We start from the raw sequence: 13,551 nt of genomic DNA, 5'->3' as shown, positions 1-13,551 counted from the left end.
CGCGCAGCAAAGCTGTTTTTGTCTGGGGGGCGGCGCCAAATTGTTTGGCGGTGGAATTGAAAAGGCCCCCGCCAGCGGCGGAGGCCTTGGGAATAAAAGTAGCCGCAAAGTGCCCCGAAGCCAACGAGGGAGGGAGGGAGGAGGAGGAAAACGGCTTCTGGATTTCAGCCCCAACACTGGGGAGACTTTGCGGCTGTAAGTGAACCAATGCTATCGACTTTTCGAAAATTTCAAAGCGATCAGCTTGCGTTTGCAAAAGTTTACAAACTTTACGCACGGAGTTTGTCAATGACAAATTCGTTTGATCCCCTAATTTGGGGATGCCGTCGGTATCAGCCGTCAGGTAGCCCGACAGCTCAGCCGGTGCGGTGAAGTTTGCTGCAGTCATGGTCGTATTGGCGCAGAGCTAGGGGCGCAGTGTTCAGGGCTTGGCCAGCAGTCGCTCCACCTCGTCGGTGATGCTGCGGCTGAGCGGGTCGGTCATCGAACCAAAGCTCTCCACCTGTTTGCCGTCGCGCGAAATCAGGTATTTGTGGAAGTTCCACTTGGGGCTGGAGCCGGTGCTTTTGGCCAAGTCGGCAAACAGCGGGTTGGTGTCCGGTTTGCCGGGCTTGACCACCGATTTCGAGAACATTGGGAACTTCACATTGAAGGTGTTCTCGCAGAACTCGGCGATTTCTTTGTTGCTGCCGGGCTCTTGGCTGCCAAAGTCATTGGACGGGAAGCCCAGCACCACCAGGCCACGCTCGGCATAGCGGGACGACAAGGTCTCCAGCGCCTTGTACTGCGAGGTGAAGCCGCAGAAGCTGGCCGTGTTGACCACCAACACCACCTTGCCCGCGTATTGGCACAAGGACTGCGGTTTTTCATCTTGCAGCCGCGGCATCTCGCGTTGCAACACAGCCGGGCAGGCTGCAGGCGCTGCCTGGGCGGCTGTTGCGGCGCTGGCCAGCAACAGTGCGGTGGCCAGATGGCGGCGAAGCGGGGCGGCAAAATATTGGCTCTTGTCCACTGTTTGTCCTGGTCAAATTGTCGACATGCAACTATATTAGTCCAGTTTTTGAGATTTGTCTCAAATTTGTCTAGGACAAACTCCTGATGGAATGCCCGCATGTCTGCCGCGAAACCCCTTGAACCGCCTCCCGAGTCGGAGCCCGCTGGCGGTTTGGCTGGCATTGCGGCCGTCGAGCGCGACACTGGCTTGAGCAAGGACACCTTGCGCGTCTGGGAGCGCCGTTATGGCTTCCCCACGCCGCAGCGCGATGCCGTGGGTGACCGGGTGTATCCAGCCGAGCAAGTGCAGCGCTTGCGATTGTTGAAGCGCCTGATCGATGCCGGCTATCGGCCCGGTCGGGTGGTGCCTGCCAGTGCAGAGGATTTGCGCCAGTTGCTGCAAGAGCCGGCTCGCAGTGCCTCAGTCAGCGTGGAGGCTGACGCTGATTCGCCACTGACCGAGACCGTCGACTCCTGCCTGCAGATGTTGAGCGAGCATCAGCTGGATGAGCTGCGCCGTTTGCTGGCCCAAGCCTTGCTGCGACAAGGCCTGGGTCGCTTCGTCTTGCAAGTGGTGGCTCCTTTGACCACTCGCGTCGGTGAAGCTTGGATGCGCGGGGACTTGGAGGTGTTCGAGGAACACATTTACACCGAGATCATTCAGCAATGCCTGCGTCAGGCGGTGCAGAGCCTGCTTCAGCAATCGGCTCAAGATGGCGATGAGCGCCCCCGCGTCTTGCTCAGCACTTTGCCCGGCGAACCGCATGGTCTGGGCTTGTTGATGGTGGAGGCGATGCTGGCGGTGGAGGGCTGCCAGTGCTTGTCGCTGGGGGTGCAGACGCCCCTGGAGTCTTTGCCGCGCGCCGCAGCGGCGCATGCCAGCGATGTGCTGGTCTTGAGTTTCAGTGGCTTGATGTCGGCTACAGCAGTGCGCCGTGGGCTCGCAGAGTTACGTGCGCTGCTGCCTCCTGCCATCGAGCTGTGGGCTGGCGGTAGTGCTTTGTTACAGCGCCGGCCCGGGCCGCAGCCGGGCCTGTTCTGTATGAGCGACCTCCGCGACTTGCCGGCTGCCGTGGCGCGCTGGCGGGCTCAAGCGAAGAAGCGCTGAGTCGATATTGACCCGGTTTTGATTCTTCTCATGAAACAAGCCCGCCAGCGGCGGGCTTGATGTTGAGCTATGTCGCGAGTCTCAGTGAGCGCTGCGGCGGTGCAGAATCAGCAGGCCGAAGCAGGCGGCTGCCACCACCAAACCCCCGATGAAATGGGGCGAAGCCAGGGTCATCAACGCAGACCAGGCGTCTTGGGCAGCCCAGCCGGCGAAACCGTTGAACATTTCCATCACTTCAGCCTTGACCGGCTCGCCCTCACGCAGCGTGTGGTTGGCGTCGAAGAGGGCGCGAGAGGCGCCGTCGAACTGGCGCTCGAGCAGCGTCCACACAACCGGGTTTTCGTAGATCTTCTGCAGCACATTGCCGGCAATCACCACCACCGCGATGACAACGGGAACACCCGCGCGCTTCAGCCAAGCTGCGGCAGCCATCATGATCAGGTAGACCGGTGCCAACCAAAGCGAGAACAACACCGCACCCAGGCTGACGCGCAGCAGGCCGGAGAAGGTGGCCACGCCCAGCTGCCACCAGGACACGTCGGCCAAGGCCCCAAAGCCGGAAAGCTTGACGACGACAGCCATGGCCATCAGCACACCCATCACAGCGCCCAAGGCCAAGGCGAGCACCGAGACAAAAACCGTGTGCATCAGCAAGGTGGCGGCAATGCTCTCGGTGTGGGAGCCAGGCAGCGAGAGCCAAAACTCAATCGATCGGTCTTGGTTGTCTCTCCGCGCCAGGCCGGGTAGCTGGAACGAGGTCACCAGCCAAGTGATGGCCCAAACACCGATGGTGGTCATGCCGACCACGGCTGCGGCCAGCAGGGTGGAAGGCAACTGGACGCCGTCCAGATCGACCTTGCCGAAGGGCATGGCCAGCAAGAGCAGGACGGGGGCTGCCAGCATCACGATCAGCCAGCCCTTGTGGTGCTGCATCCACTCGCGCTGCAGCAAAGTCATGAATCTTGTCGAAGTCATTTCGTATCTCCTTGGCTTCAGGCTTGACGGCTTTGCAGCTCGGGCTTGCGGGTCAGGGCCATGAACAGGTCCACCAGGCTGGGGCGGAAACGCTGCCCCAGTTCTTGCACATGCTCGGGGGGCGCTCCGTCAAAGAGCGCGGCCGGCCGGCCCTGCTGGCGGTAGCGCAAGAGCGGATGGGCGTCGGCGACCGCATCGGCGGCTGCAGCGTCATGCGAAAGGGCCATGAAGCGCGAGTCCATCTCCTCCAAGCTGATGTTCAGCACCAGGCGGCCTTCGTCCAGCATCATCACGTCGCTGAGCAGGGTTTCGATTTCTTCGACCTGGTGAGTCGAGATCACCACCGTGCGCTCGCCATCGCACCATTCGTCGATCAGCATCTCGTAAAAGCTCTTGCGCGACATTACGTCCAAGCCCAGGGTGGGCTCGTCCAGGATCATCAGCTTGGTGTCGATGGCGGCGATCAGCGCCAAATGCAGCTGCGTCACCATGCCTTTGGACAGGCTTTTGACCTTGTCGCGCGGGCCGACGCTGGTGCGTTGCAGCAGGGTGCGGGCGCGATCGGCTGAGAAGCGCGGCTGCAGGCCGCTCATCAGCGTGATCAACTCATCGACCCTTGCCCAGCGTGGCAGCACTGCGACGTCAGGGATGTAGCTGAGCGACTGCAGCAACTCATTGCGCTGCTGGCGTGGATCCAGGCCCAGCACCTTCAACTCACCGGTGCCGCCGATCAAGCCGACCATGGCCTTCATCAGCGAGGTCTTGCCCGCGCCGTTGTGACCCAGCAAGCCGATCACCCGCCCCTTGGGGATGTTGAAGCTGATGTTGTCCACGGCGGTTTTGCGGCCGGCCTTGGTGAGGCCGTAGTGCAGGCTGAAATCGCGTGCTTCGATCAAATGGCTCATGTCGTCTCCCAGTTCAAGTCATTGGCGCTCAGTCCGAGGCGTCGCAGCTTTTCCCGCAGCAGCGGCCATTCTTTTTGCAAAAAGGCCTCGCGTTCGCTGGTGCGCAAGCGAGTCTTGGCGCCCTGCAGCACATACATGCCCAGGCCGCGGCGGCTTTCCACCAGGCCCATGTCCACCAGGCTTTGCAGTGCACGCGTCACCGTCAAAGGGTTGATCAGGTACTGGCTGGCCAGATTGCGAACCGAGGGCAGCGCTTCGCCTTCGGGTGGGGATCCATCGAGCAACTGCACGGCCAGGCGGTCGGCCAGTTGCTGATAGATCGGTGCGGTGTCGTTCCAGTTGTGCATATCAACCTGGGCCTGTGGCCTGTGTGTTGCTGATGTAGCACACCATAACAAAGCGACCGGGGTCTCCCAATCTCCGGCCGACAGTCTGCAGAAATCGGGGGATGAAGCGGTAAAAGCGCTTACCGTCGGTTTGCGCTGAGTTTGGAACTATTTGCGCTCAACTTTGAACTCAGCTGCGCCTTTCGGCTAGGCGATCCTCGGTGTCGAGTGAGAAGGGGATCGGGGTCAATTGACGGTCCAGCTCTGATGAGGCCACGCTGTGCACCACCGAGAGCTTGCCGGCCGCGAGCTCCAGGCGGGCGCTCCCCTGGGTCATGGTTTGCGCCGACCAGCGCAAGTCCTCGGGCGTCGCCCTGCTGTCTTGGCTGGCGGCCAAGGTGGCGCGCAGCAGATCAAACTCAAAGGCATAGCGCCTGCGATCGCCATCTGCCGGTTGAGGGAAGGTGATGGTCGCGGCGCACGCGGCATTGGCGAACAGAAATAATCCGAACAGGGCTCCAAACAGCCGGCCTGGCCCTCTTTTGCGCGAAGCCATCAGAGCCGTCGCCATTGCTGCACTTTGACGTTGAAAAAACCCGACTGCACATAGGCCCGGCGGATTTGGCCGTGCTGGCTCAATGCCTGCAAGCCGGCGTCCAGCCGCGACTTCAACTCTGGCCCCTGCGAATGCTTGGCAGAGATCAAAAAATGTCGGGTGCCTTGCATGCCGATCTTCAGTCCAGGAATCGGAATCAAGCGCACGCCGGCTACTTCCAAGGACAAATCAGCCGTGGCTTGAAAGGGCGCCAACAAGAAGTCAGCCCGCCCGGCGGCCACCATCTTGGGCATCAACTCCCAGTTGGTGACATGCTGGCGATCGGCGACGCCCAGGCGGTCCAGCGTGCGCCAGTCCACCACCCAGTTGCGGTTGGACAGCACGCTCAGCTGCTGCACATCGGCCAAGGTCTTGGCCGCCAGGGCGCGCTGATTGCTCGCCACGGTGTAGAGCCCTGCCTCGAATTCGCCATTGGCGACCAAGGGCAGGCTCAGGCTGACCCGGTCCTCGGCGCCGGCGATATCGTCCTTCCAGTAGCTGGTGGCGCTGCAGATCACACTGCCGCTGCCAATCTCGCGCAGCAGGCGTTCGCCCGAGGGCATGTCGCGGAAATCGAGCGCTTGTTGCCAGCCTCCCAGGTTCAAGGCCTGATGCAGCAAGACCACTTCGGCCACATCGCGGCGGGCATGTGAGCCACCAAAATCTTGGATTTGCAGCGGGTCTCGCCGACCTAAAAAACGTTGGTAGTCCGCCATCACATCGGCCGGGCCAGCGGCCAGCACGCGGGGCGCCGCGACTGATTTCCCTGGCCCTGGGTTGGCCGCCGCTTGGACCTCGGCACCTGCGCCCAGCAGGCCACCCCAAGCCGCCAAGGAGGTCGCCCGTGCTGCTGTGGCCAGTGAAGGGGCGATCAGCCATTCACGCAGCCACTCGCGCCGCGAGGAGGCGAGCGCGGTGCCTGGTGGAGAGTCGGGACTGAAAGAGGCGGAACGAGACACGAGATGGGAAACCGCAGGTAAGGCAGAAGGGGAGAGCCTGGGCCAGCAATGGTTCAAACTCCCTTCGCTTTATACAAGGCCTTGTGCCCCTCTAGGCTACGCGCGATCCCTAGCAGGATGAGGGCGCAGATCGCACCCGCCACCGCGCCGCTCAGGTGCGAGAAAGGCACGACAGGTATGTCCCACTCGGCCAGGTGGCGCAGAGCCGTGCCCAAGGGCTGCTCTTGCCAGAGCTTGATCAAGAGCCCCAAGGTCACGCAGGCGCCGATCAGGCGGTCGCGGCCGCCGCGCCACAGCAACTCCACCAGCACGACCGTCACACCTGCATGCAAGATGCCCGAAAGACCGCCGAAGTGCGGCAAGTCGTGCTGACTCAGCAAGGCCAGCTGGGTCAAGGGCCAAGCCAGCAGCCATGCCAGGGCGCAACGTGGCGGCACCCGAGCGCCCCAGCCAAACAAGGTGACCACCGCGCATGCGGCCAGATTGGCCAGCAGGTGTTGCTGGCTCCAATGCACCAGGGCGCCGGTCCAAGCGCGCCAGGGTTCGCTGGTCACCAGCTGCGGCTGCCAGTCCCAGGTCTGGGTGGGCAGATGCAGCGCCCAGACCAAGACTGCAGCCAGAAACATCAGCGCGCCGAGCGCCGACCAGACCCGCGCTTGCGGCCCGCGCTTGCTCGGCCGCATGCTCAGCTGAATACGGCCTGCCACAGCGCCAGCACGGCTGCACGGTGCGCGGCCAGGCCCAGGGTCTCCAAGTCGGCTTCGTCAACGGCGGTGGGTTGTTCGTCCAAGCGGGCGCGGTGTTGGGCGCGGCGCAGTTCGCGATAGGCATTGGCGGCCTTCACGCCGACTTGCTCGGGCAGCAGGCCGGCCTCTTCTGCGCGCTGCAGCAGGGCGATGGCGCCGGTATTCGGGATCAGTTCAGGATGTTGGCCGGCATGCGCCAAGATCAGCCATTGCAGCGCGAACTCCACATCCATCATGCCGCCCGGGCTGTGCTTGACGTCAAAGCGCCCGGCCCGGATGGGATGGGCGGCCCGTACTTTGTCGCGCATGGCCCGCACCTCCTGGCGCAAGGCCGCTTGGTCGCGTGGCGCGGTCAGCACATGGCGGCGCACCGCCTCAAAACGCTCGGCCAAGCTGGCGTCACCGGCACAAAAGCGCGCTCGGGTGATGGCCTGGTGCTCCCAGGTCCAGGCGGTATTGCTGCCGCGGCCGGTTTGGTAGTTTTCAAACGAGGCCAGCGAGGTCACCAACATGCCGGAATTGCCGTTCGGGCGCAGCGCGGTGTCGATGTCAAACAGCTCGCCGGCGGCGGTGCGCACCGTCAGCCAGGTGATCAGCTTGCGCACAAAAGCACCGTAGATTTCAGGCGCTAGGTCTTTGTCGGCTTCGTCCGAGTCGTCGAAGAGAAAGACCACATCCAGGTCGCCGCCATAGCCCAGTTCCTTGCCGCCGAGCTTGCCGTAGGCGATGACGGCAAAGCGCGGGCTGGGCCGATGCGCTTGCTTGAGCCGCGCCCAGGTCCAGTCAATCGTGCACTGCAGGATGGCATCGGCCAGGGCCGACAACTCATCGGCCGCTTGCTCCACCGTGATTTGACCCTCGATATCGCGCACCAGGGTGCGGAAGACCTCGGCATGGTGAGCGCGCCGCAAGGTGTCGAGCAGGGCTTCTTCATGGGCCTCGCCGGAGCGCTCCCAGGCCTCATGACGGGCTTGCAGGTCGGCGATGAAGCTGGCGCCATCGAAACGTTCGTGCTGCAGGCGGTTGTCGGCGAGCTCGTCGATCACGCCCGGGTGCAGCATCAGGTAGCGCATGGGCCAGCGCGCCAGACCCAGCAAACGCAGCAAACGCGCCTGCACCGCCGGGCGCTCCACCAACAGGGCCAGATAACTCTCGCGCCGCAGCAGCGGTTCGATCCAGTCGACAAAGCGTACGGCGGCTTCGATGCTGCAACCTTCGTCGCGCACCGCCAGCGCTGCGCGGCCCACCAGTTTGGCCAGGCGAAGTCGCGATTCTTCGCGCAGGTTTTGCACCCGGGGCTGCTCGGCCCAGCGCCGTACCGCCATCGCCAACTCGGGCTGCAACTTGGCCAGGAATTCTTCGGCGTCCACCGGTAGGGCTGGGCCATTGCAGCCGCGGCAGCTGTTGCCGCCCTTGGCCGGGGCCTGGCCGTCGTGCAGCAAGGCGTCGAACTCATTGGCGACGATCTCGCGCACCTCGCACAGCCGGTCCAGCAATTCGCAGGTTTCTTTCTGGCAGACCAGGCCCATGCTGCGGGCAATCCAGCGCAGGTCTTCATCATTGCTAGGCAGGCAATGGGTTTGCTGATCGTCAAGGAATTGAATGCGGTGCTCCACCCGGCGCAGGAATTCATAACCAGCGGCCAGCTTCTCGGCGGTTTCGGGCTTCATCAAGCCGCGCTCGGCCAGGCGTGCCAGCGCCTTGACGGTGGAGCGGGTGCGGATCTCGGGGAATTGGCCGCCGCGCACCACTTGCAGCAGCTGCACGGTGAACTCGATTTCTCGAATGCCGCCGCGCGAGAGCTTGACGTCATTGGCCCGCTCGGGCCGGCCGATGGCGCGCGCCCGCGCTTCGTCGCGAATCTTGCGGTGCAGTTGGCGCAGGCCCTCAAACACCCCGTAGTCCAGGTATTTGCGGTATACAAAAGGCGTGACCAGCGAGCGCAGGCCCAAGGCCGTGCCGTTTTGAACGCTTTCAATCGGCGCTACGACCCGGCTCTTCAGCCAGGCGAAACGCTCCCATTCGCGGCCCTGCACCAGGAAATACTCTTCCAACATGGCCAAGCTGACGGCAGCTGGGCCGGAATTGCCATTCGGCCGCAAAGCCAGGTCGACCCGGAACACTTGGCCGTCATCGGTGACCTCGCCGATCAGCGCATACAAGCGTTTGGCGACGCGCGCGAAGTACTCATGTGCAGAGATGGGCACCGGGCCGTCGGTCATGCCCTCATCGTCATAGACATAGATCAAGTCGATGTCGGAGGACACATTCAGTTCGCGGGCACCCAGCTTGCCCATGCCCAGCACCCAGAACTCGATCACCCCGCCGGCCGCATTGCGGGCCTGGCCGGACAGCGCGTCTTGCTCGGCGCGGGCTTCTTTCAGCGCCAGACACAGGCTGACCTCGGCCAGATGGGTCATGGCGGCGGTGATGTCGTGCATGGCCGCGCCGGCCTCGATGTCGAGCACCGCCAAGCGTTCCAGCACCAAATGCCGTGCCACCCGCAGGGCGCTGGCCAAGGGGCGACTCAGGGCCTGAAGCTGGCCCACCAAGGCTTCGATTTGCGCCCGATCTGGCAGGCCGGGCGGCAGCAAATGCAAGGCCTCGGCATAGCGGCGCCGCACGCGCTGAACAAAGCGGCTGTGTTCGGCCAAGGCAGCGGGGCCAGAAACTTGCGAAGGCGTCGTCATCTCGGGAGAACTCATCGGCAAAAGTGAGTGGTCGCTGTGCTAGATTGCCAAAGCTCAGGGCGACGGTCATTTGGCCGCCGGGGCATTCCTGGTTTTTTGCTCATTGGCTTCATGGCAAGTGCTTCTTTCTTCTAAATGTCTGTGCTTGCCTCCGTTAGCACTGCGGGCCTGATCTGGCTCAAACGCCCCGCCCGCATCTGCTGGCGTGTGGCGCGCTGGGCGCTCGCACTGCTCTTGCTGGCCTGGAGCTTGGTCCTGCTTGCCTGGCTGGTTTTGCACTGGGCGATTCTGCCGCACATCGATGAATGGCGTGGTTCGCTAGAGCGAAAGGCTTCGCAAACCCTGGGCATTGAGCTGCGCATCGGCAAGATCACGGTGACCTCGGGCGGCTGGATTCCGGCGCTGGAGATGCGCGATGTGCGCTTGCTCGACCCCCAAGGCCGCGAAGCCCTGCGCCTGCCGCGGGTGGCGGCGGCGCTGTCGGCGCGCTCGCTGCTGTCCATGCATTTGCGCTTCGAGCAATTGCTGATCGATGCGCCGCAGATGGAAATCCGCCGCGATCTGCGCGGCAAGTTCTATGTGGCGGGCTTCAGCGTGGACGACAGCCCGCATGCCGAAACCGCCGACCTGGCCGAAGAATGGGCCGACTGGCTGCTCCAGCAACATGAGTTTGTGATCCTGAACGGCCGGGTGCGCTGGATTGATGAGCGCCGCGGCAGCGCGCCGCTGGATCTGTCTGAATTGAACTTGGTGCTGCGAAATGGCCTGCGTCGCCATGAGCTGCGCCTGGATGCTTCGCCGCCACCCGAATGGGGTCAGCGCTTCGGCCTGCGCGGTCGATTCACCCAAACCTTGCTCAGTCGGCCGAGTGAATTGCACACCTGGAGCGGCCTGCTCTACGCCGACCTGCCGCGCACCGATTTGCGCGAGTTGCGTCGTCACATCGATCTGCCCTTTGAGCTGAGCGAGGGCGATGGCGCCCTGCGTGCCTGGATCGACGTCAAGAACGGCGGGCTGCAAATGGTCACGGTGGACATGGGCTTAGGCACCGTCAAGATGCGCCTGGCGCCGAATGCCGAGCCTTTGGCGCTGGCGCGCATCGAAGGCCGCTTGCAGATGCTGATGGAGGCGCAGCAATGGAGCTTGCGCGCCCGGCAGCTGGGTTTTGTCAGCGGCGACGGCGTGGTCTGGCCACGCTCGGACTGGCAAATTGCGCTCAAACTGCCCAAAGCCTCGGCCCTGCCAGCGGACGGCGGCGCCAGCGCCGTGGATCAAACCAAGACCTTGCTGCCCTTGGGGGGCGAGGTGAGCGCCGAGCGGCTCGACTTGGCCTTGATGGCTCAGTTGGCGCAACGCTTGCCGCTGGGGGAACGCGCGCGTGCCTGGTTGTCCGAGATGGCGCCTCGCGGCGTCTTGAGTCAGCTGAATGCGCGCTGGGATGGGCCGCTGGACGAGCCGCGCAGCTACAAGGTCAAGGGTGATTTGCAGGGGCTGCAACTGGGTGAGACGGCGGAGCCGGAGGAGGCCGGTGTCGTTCTCCTGGCCGACGCCAAGCCCGCCCGCCCTGCATTGCGCGGCCTGGACCTGCAAGTCGATGCCAATGAGCGCGGCGGCCAGGCCAGCCTGAAGATGAAGGACGGCTTGTTGTCGTTGCCCGGCGTGTTCCGCCGGCCCTTGCCTCCGATGCAGAGCTTGAGCGCCAAGCTGAATTGGCGCATCGAGAGTAAAGCCCAGCAACTGCCCAAGGTCGAGGTCCGCATCAACGATCTGCGTGTTCAGAACCAGGATGTTCGGGGCGAGTTTGACGGTGTTTGGCGCAGCGCTGCTGCGGCCGGACAAACGCGTATTTTCGAGACGCCTGGATGGCTGGAGTTGAACGGCAAGTTTGAGCGCATCGATGCCGTCAAGGTTCAGCATTACCTGCCCTTGGCCGTGGGCGACCATACCTTGGACTATTTGCGCGATGCACTGCGTGCCGGCGAGGCTCGTGCCGTGACGCTCAAACTGCGCGGTGAGTTGGCGAAGTTCCCCTTCCAGGGACAGCGCGACGGGCAGTTCCGCGTGGTCACCCAAGTGCGTGATGTGGACATGGCCTATGTTCCAGCCGCCGAGGGCCAGCCACTGAATTGGCCGCTGTTGGAGCGCATCAATGGCGAGCTGATTTTCGAGCGCGGCGGCATGCAGATTCGCAATGCCCGCGCCAAGGTGTTCGGCTATGAGCTCAGCGGCATCAAGGGCGGCATCAAAGACTTGTTGCTGGCCCATCAGCTGGAGATCGAAGGCGTGGGCAGCGGTCCCGCGGCTGATCTTTTGAAGTTTGTACGCCAAAGCCCGGTGAATGAGGCCAGCGGCCATATCTTGGCTGCCGCGACGGCCAGCGCTGCGGCCAATTTGAAGCTCAGCCTGAATCTGCCCTTGAATGAGTTGAGCAAGTCGGTGGTCAAGGGCTCGGTGCAAATGCAGGGCGGCGATTTGCGCCTGCGGCCCGATCTGCCTTTGATGAGCAATGCGCGCGGCGTGATTGAGTTCGATCGGCGCGGCGTCAAGCTGCAGGGCTTGCAGGTGCGTGCTTTGGGGGGCGAGGCCAGTATCGAGGGCGGGAGCTTGGCCGACGGCAGCTTGCGTTTTGTCGCGCAAGGCGTGGCCAGCGCCGAGGCTTTGCGGCGCATGCCGGAGCTGGGCTTGGCATCCAAACTGGCGCAGGCGGCCACGGGGCAGACCGCCTACCGTTTGCAACTGGGCTTGCTCAACGGGCAGGCCGAAACCTCGCTGACCAGCAATCTGGTCGGACTCGGGCTTGACTTGCCGGCTCCTTTGAAGAAAGACGCCGCCGTAGCCCTGCCTTTGCGTGTTCAGATCCTGCCGCAGGGCGGGCGCGACGAGTTGCGCGTTGAGCTGGGCAATACCCTGCAAGCCCATTACCTGCGCGACATTTCGGCGGAGCCGGCGCGGGTGATCAAAGGGGCATTGAGCATTCAAGACAATCTGCCCGGCTTGCCGGACAGCGGCGTGCAATTGCAGGCCAATCTGGATCAGGTCAATTTGGATGCCTGGCAATCGAGTTTGCAGCGCTTGCTGGGTTCGAGCTCGCTGGACATTGCGGCCCAGGAGCCCGGTGCCCAGAGCGCCGAAGCCGGCTATGTGCCCAGCCAGATCGCGCTGCGTGCCAATGGCTTGCAGGTGATGGGGCGGCCGCTGACGCGTGTGGTGGCCGGCATCAGCCATGTGGGCAATGCCTGGCGTTGCACGATTGATGCCGAGCAAATGGGCGGTTTTTTTGAAGTGCGCTCGGCCAAAGCGGGCCAAGGCAGCCGCATCTATGCGCGGCTCAGCCGACTGTCCTTGCCCAAGCAAGAGGCCGAGGCGGTCAGGCGCGTACTCGACCATCAAGCCGGCCAGGTGCCTGATCTGGACATCATCGTCGACGACTTTGAATTGCGCGGCAAACGCATGGGGCGCTTGGAGGTCGAGGCACAGGCCAGCGGCGTGGCTCGCGACTGGCGCCTCAGCAAGCTGCAGCTGAAATCAAACGATGCGGTTTTGAACGCCACCGGCCAATGGCTCAATGAGCCGGGCCGTGCCCAGCGCCGCACCGTCTTGGATTGGAAGCTCGATCTGCTGGACGCGGGCGACACCTTGGAGCGCCTGGGCCAAGGGCGGGTCCTGCGCGGTGGTCGCGGCCAGCTCAAAGGTGAGCTGGCTTGGATCGGTGAGCCGCTCTCGCCTGACTTCCCCAGCATGAACGGTCAACTCAGCGTGGCGCTGGAGTCGGGTCAATTCCTCAATGTGGAGCCGGGCGTTGGGCGTTTGCTGGGGGTGTTGAGCTTGCAGTCCTTGCCGCGCCGCTTCTTGTTTGACTTCCGAGATGTGTTTTCCGAGGGTTTCACTTTCGATGGCATCAGCGGCGATGTGAAGATTGCGCGCGGCGTGGCCAGCAGCAGCAATTTGCGCACCCGCGGCGTGCAGGCCGCAGTGCTCTTGGACGGCAGCGCCGACCTGGCGGCCGAGACACAAAACCTGCGTGTGCTGGTGGTGCCTGAGATCAATACCGGTGGCGCTTCGCTGGCCTATGCGGCCATCAACCCGGCCATCGGCCTGGGCACTTTTTTGGCGCAATGGATTTTGAGCCGGCCGCTGGCTGCCGCCAACACGCGTGAATTCCACATCACCGGCAGCTGGGTGGACCCGCGGGTGGAGCAGGTTGAACACCGCGTCGACGAGCCCGGTAAAGCGGCCAGCGCGCCTTGAAACTGA

Annotated in this window: 10 protein-coding genes; 2 read left to right on the top strand and 8 right to left on the bottom strand. The window is 63.4% G+C overall.

Features of this window, described 5'->3' with window-relative positions:
* Nucleotides 1–421: 421 nt before the first annotated feature.
* A complete protein-coding gene (locus tag LNV06_RS16120; RefSeq protein ID WP_411970126.1) occupies nt 422–1,012 on the bottom strand; it encodes a glutathione peroxidase in 591 nt (196 codons plus the stop codon).
* Nucleotides 1,013–1,111: 99 nt separating this feature from the next.
* Between LNV06_RS16120 and LNV06_RS16115 the strand changes: the two genes are divergently transcribed.
* A complete protein-coding gene (locus tag LNV06_RS16115) occupies nt 1,112–2,101 on the top strand; it encodes a MerR family transcriptional regulator (protein ID WP_263539317.1) in 990 nt (329 codons plus the stop codon).
* A gap of 81 nt (nt 2,102–2,182) precedes the next feature.
* On the opposite strand, the gene LNV06_RS16110 is transcribed toward LNV06_RS16115, so the two are convergent.
* The 7 genes from LNV06_RS16110 to glnE all read right to left on the bottom strand — a co-directional run bounded on the left by LNV06_RS16110 (nt 2,183) and on the right by glnE (nt 9,312).
* Entirely contained in the window at nt 2,183–3,076 is an 894-nt protein-coding gene (locus tag LNV06_RS16110; RefSeq protein ID WP_263539316.1) for a hypothetical protein, read from the bottom strand.
* A gap of 17 nt (nt 3,077–3,093) precedes the next feature.
* Entirely contained in the window at nt 3,094–3,981 is an 888-nt protein-coding gene (locus tag LNV06_RS16105) for an ABC transporter ATP-binding protein (protein WP_263539315.1), read from the bottom strand.
* Entirely contained in the window at nt 3,978–4,328 is a 351-nt protein-coding gene (locus LNV06_RS16100) for a GntR family transcriptional regulator (protein WP_263539314.1), read from the bottom strand. The genes LNV06_RS16105 and LNV06_RS16100 overlap by 4 nt, the downstream gene beginning before the upstream one ends.
* Nucleotides 4,329–4,497: 169 nt before the next feature.
* Complete coding sequence (locus tag LNV06_RS16095) at nt 4,498–4,863, bottom strand: hypothetical protein (RefSeq protein WP_263539313.1); 366 nt, start codon at nt 4,861–4,863, stop codon at nt 4,498–4,500.
* Complete coding sequence (locus LNV06_RS16090) at nt 4,863–5,861, bottom strand: transporter substrate-binding domain-containing protein (RefSeq protein ID WP_263539312.1); 999 nt, start codon at nt 5,859–5,861, stop codon at nt 4,863–4,865. Before LNV06_RS16090 ends, LNV06_RS16095 begins: the two co-directional genes overlap by 1 nt.
* Nucleotides 5,862–5,914: 53 nt before the next feature.
* Nucleotides 5,915–6,544, bottom strand: a complete 630-nt coding sequence (gene rrtA / locus LNV06_RS16085) for a rhombosortase (protein WP_263539311.1) — start codon at nt 6,542–6,544, stop codon at nt 5,915–5,917.
* Nucleotides 6,545–6,546: 2 nt separating this feature from the next.
* A complete protein-coding gene (gene glnE / locus LNV06_RS16080; protein ID WP_263539310.1) occupies nt 6,547–9,312 on the bottom strand; it encodes a bifunctional [glutamate--ammonia ligase]-adenylyl-L-tyrosine phosphorylase/[glutamate--ammonia-ligase] adenylyltransferase in 2,766 nt (921 codons plus the stop codon).
* Nucleotides 9,313–9,432: 120 nt separating this feature from the next.
* Here glnE and LNV06_RS16075 point away from each other — a divergent pair, with 120 nt between their 5' ends.
* Nucleotides 9,433–13,545: a YhdP family protein gene (locus LNV06_RS16075; RefSeq protein ID WP_263539309.1), complete on the top strand. Its 4,113-nt coding sequence runs from the start codon at nt 9,433–9,435 to the stop codon at nt 13,543–13,545.
* The last annotated feature ends 6 nt before the right edge of the window (nt 13,546–13,551 follow it).

Source organism: Paucibacter sp. Y2R2-4, assembly GCF_025717535.1.
In the GTDB taxonomy this organism is placed as follows: Bacteria; Pseudomonadota; Gammaproteobacteria; order Burkholderiales; family Burkholderiaceae_C; genus Paucibacter_A.
Note: the sequence above shows the minus strand (reverse complement) of the source record. Positions and strands in the feature narration are given on the sequence as shown.